The 3,640-nt window shown below is 29.1% G+C and carries 3 protein-coding genes and 1 pseudogene; all 4 read left to right on the forward strand.

Features of this window, described 5'->3' with window-relative positions:
* On the forward strand, positions 1 to 1,115 hold a 1,115-nt coding region (locus VOR_RS0101510), incomplete at its 5' end, for a polysaccharide biosynthesis protein (RefSeq protein WP_010317477.1).
* Entirely contained in the window at positions 1,105 to 2,304 is a 1,200-nt protein-coding gene (locus VOR_RS0101515) for an O-antigen ligase family protein (RefSeq protein WP_010317479.1), read from the forward strand. The genes VOR_RS0101510 and VOR_RS0101515, both read left to right, overlap by 11 nt.
* Positions 2,297 to 3,448: a glycosyltransferase family 4 protein gene (locus tag VOR_RS0101520; RefSeq protein ID WP_010317481.1), complete on the forward strand. Its 1,152-nt coding sequence runs from the start codon at positions 2,297 to 2,299 to the stop codon at positions 3,446 to 3,448. The genes VOR_RS0101515 and VOR_RS0101520 overlap by 8 nt, the downstream gene beginning before the upstream one ends.
* Positions 3,441 to 3,640 (forward strand): annotated as a pseudogene (locus VOR_RS18995) (phenylacetate--CoA ligase family protein); the annotation flags it as partial. The gene VOR_RS0101520 and the pseudogene VOR_RS18995, both read left to right, overlap by 8 nt.

The raw sequence follows: 3,640 nt of genomic DNA on the forward strand, positions 1-3,640 counted from the left end.
AAGACTATGCAGTATACATGAATTTTTTTTCAGGATTAATGCTGATCTCTACGCTTCAAAATGCATTTTTCCATACAACCTTATCCGTAAAATATGCAAAAATATCTGAAGATGAAATAAAAATCAGAAAGAGTAATGCACTGTGTGTATTTGGTAATATTATTCATATGGCTCTTATTGTACCTGCATTCTTTTTGGTCAAATATTTTGAATTTGAAAATTCATTGTTTTTTTTGGTGTACTGCTCTTTTTTTCTATATTTAAGTAGAGATTTGTATCGAGTATATAACTATGTATTCGAGCTTCGTGGCACGATAGTGTTGTCTGCTATTGTTTCACTTTTTACTACTATGTTAGGTTTATTGTATTTGTTCTTTAATGAAAGTGATGTGACTCTTAATTATATATATTTAGTGTCTATAATATCGGGTGTTATATCAATAGTAATTATTACTTATAAACTTAAATTTAGGCTACCAACAATAAGTGAAATGAAAGTATCTTATTATGACTTATGGAGTGTAGGCCGTTGGTCTTCTGTTGGTTCGTTAGCGACTTGGGCACAAAATAATAGTTATACCTATTTAGCTACACTCATTATTGGCGTTGAAGCAACAGCGGTTTTAGCTATAGCTCGATTAATTGTTATGCCAATAAATCTAGTAGCTTCTGGTATCTATATGTCTGAAAAGCCTAGATGGGCTAAATTATATAAAAATGACAAAAATACACTTAAAAATGTCAGTGTAAAGATTATATTATCAATGTTTTTATTTATAACTGTTTATTCGATATTGGTATTAAGTAACTTTAACTATATAGAAATGATATTTGAAACTAAAGTTAGATTTGATCTGTTATGCTGTTGGCTTTCTGTCTGCATGGTCCAAGTCTTTAAATTTTCAAACAGTAATATATTAAATGTAGCTGAGGAATTTAAATATTTAGCGGTTATGGGTGTTATTGTTTCTACTTTAGGTGTAGCCGCTTCAACAATATTAGGAACTTATTATGGAGCCATTGGAATTATTGTTGGATACTTAATAGGTGAGCTTCTTCATTTCTGTTGTTCACAATATAAAATTATAAGTAAAAGGCTATTCTATGCAAATTAGTTATAAGAATTTCATATCTGGTCTGCTATTCGTATTCTTATTAAATTCTGCAGGAGTGTTTTCTCCATCATTGGCTGTTCGTGACAGTGATTTTGTGTCTGAAATTGAAATATCATCTAATATGGTTAATAGACTTATTATGTTGTCTTCATTCATGATTTCTCTTGTTTTTTTCTTAAAAATAATAAGGATTTTTTTAAGTATTATTATTATAAGAGCTTGGCCTCTGTGGATATTGGTTCTGTATTCTATTATATCATGCCTTTGGTCTGAAATACCTTTAACTTCATTTACTAGATTATTACAACAAATATTTTTAATCACATTCATTTTGATGGTGATAAGATATTTAGATTTTAATGATATCTTCAATGTGCTAAAGTTTTTTGCTATCGCTATTGTTATTATTGGAGTGTTAAGTATTCCATTCTCTTTTGCTTGGCAAGATATTGGATTTAGAGCGATACATGGACACAAAAATACTGCAGGGTATATTTATGCTCTATCTTTATTGATAGTTATGTATGATGTTTTCATTAATAAAAATAAGAATAAATTGAATTTATATTTGTTATTTACTGTTTTTGTTTTGCTTATAATATCAAAATCCAAGACATCGTTAGCGTTAGTGATATCATCTTCAATCTTCATATATATGTTGATTAATTACCAGTGGTTAAAAGCGAAAAATGTCATTTTATCTATATTTTTTACTTCTGGTTTTGTTTTTTTAGCCCTCCTTTTAGTTGATACGAGTATATTGTCTGATTATGGGCTTGATTTTACTGGTAGAGCTATAATATGGGACTTTGTGATATTCGAGATGAATGATTATAAATGGCTAGGTTTTGGTTATCGTTCTTTTTGGGGTGTGGGTGATGCTGGACTTAGCGTGTTATATGGTGGGGATTTTGATTTCTTTATTACAAAGTTAAATCAATCACATAATACTTACTTAGATATTTGGATAATGTTAGGTTATATTGGTGTGCCAATATTTATTGCCTTTGTCATTCATTCCATATTTGAAATAACTCGATCTAATTATTTATTCATAGCAATATTGTTTTTTTTGATCATTCATTCTTTTATGGAAACAGATTTCTTTAGAAGTAATAATTTATTATGGGTGCTTTATGTTCTTATCTATCTTTCTTCAATATGCCATAGGAAAATAATTAATGAATAGAAATGTTTTGTTTTTATCAAAAGATGCAAGTTGGCAAAGATATAGAAATGAAGTTCTCACTAAATTAACGCTTAACTATTGCTGTAAAATTGATGTAATAACTGACGGTGAAATTAAAGATTATATAAAACCATGTGCAAACTTAAACTATATATGCAGCACAGATATATTAAAATGGTCTAAACGTATTAATCTATTACCTTATGCTTATAAATATATAATCCAATATAAACCGGATGTAATTCTAGCTCTTTCTAATAGTTCAAACCTAACCGAGCTAAGCTTATCTCTATTTTGTAAAATAACAAAAACAAAGCTTGTTTATTGGACGCATGGATACGACCATTGCCGCAGACCAGATAGTGGATTAAATGGTTTTTTAAATAAGATTAGAGTCTCTGTGATAAATAAATGTTTAAAGCAAGCAAATGCCATTATCGTGTTTTCTGAACCAGGAAAAGAATACCTTGTCGATAAAGGAATTGATAAGGAAAAGATATTTGTTGCTCCAAATACGCTTAATACAGAAAATTTAATCAATAGCTATCTTCCTATAAAAGAAGAAGATATTAATAAATTCAAATCGGACAATAACATAGAAAATAAAACTGTATATCTTTTTTCAGGTCGTTTTAGATCTGGCAAACGGTTAGAGAACTTTATTAATGCTTTGGGAAAAGCAAAGAATAAAGATTCAGTAGCACTGGTTGTTGTCGGTGATGGAGAGATGAGAGAAAGCTGGCAAGAATTATGTAAATATTTTGGTATACATGCATTGTTTTTAGGTGAGGTTTTTGATGAAGATCGACTTGCAATAATATTTAAAAGTGCTGATTGGTTTGTAATGCCTGGTTATGTAGGATTGGCCATTGTACATGCATTTAGCGCAGGTTTGCCACTATTAAGTGAAGACATTTCGTTCCATAGTCCTGAAATAAATTTTTTAAAGCAAAGTGTTAATGGAGTATTATTCAAAGAGAAAGATTTAAGTGCTTGGACTGCGTTTATTGAAGAGAAAGGGAATGATTTTCAGCTTAAAAATAGAATGTCTAAAGAGGCGTTAAATACAGTTCATAATGAAGCTAGTATAAATAATCAGATTCTTGCAATGTCTTTAGCCTTAGGTTTAGATAGAAATGTATAAAAGCTCACTTTATAAAAAGTCACCTATTTTTCTTCAAGAACTGATGATTAACATTAAATCGATTATATTTAAATTATTCAGAGAAAATTGGTTGTTTAAAAAAAGAATAAAAGAATTACATAGTAACCAATATATCTCTAGAGAGAAATTGCTTGAGCAACAAATAAGCCTATTAAAGATAACATTAGATCA

The sequence above is a fragment of the Vibrio ordalii ATCC 33509 genome, from assembly GCA_000257205.1.
Taxonomy (GTDB): Bacteria; Pseudomonadota; Gammaproteobacteria; order Enterobacterales; family Vibrionaceae; genus Vibrio; species Vibrio ordalii.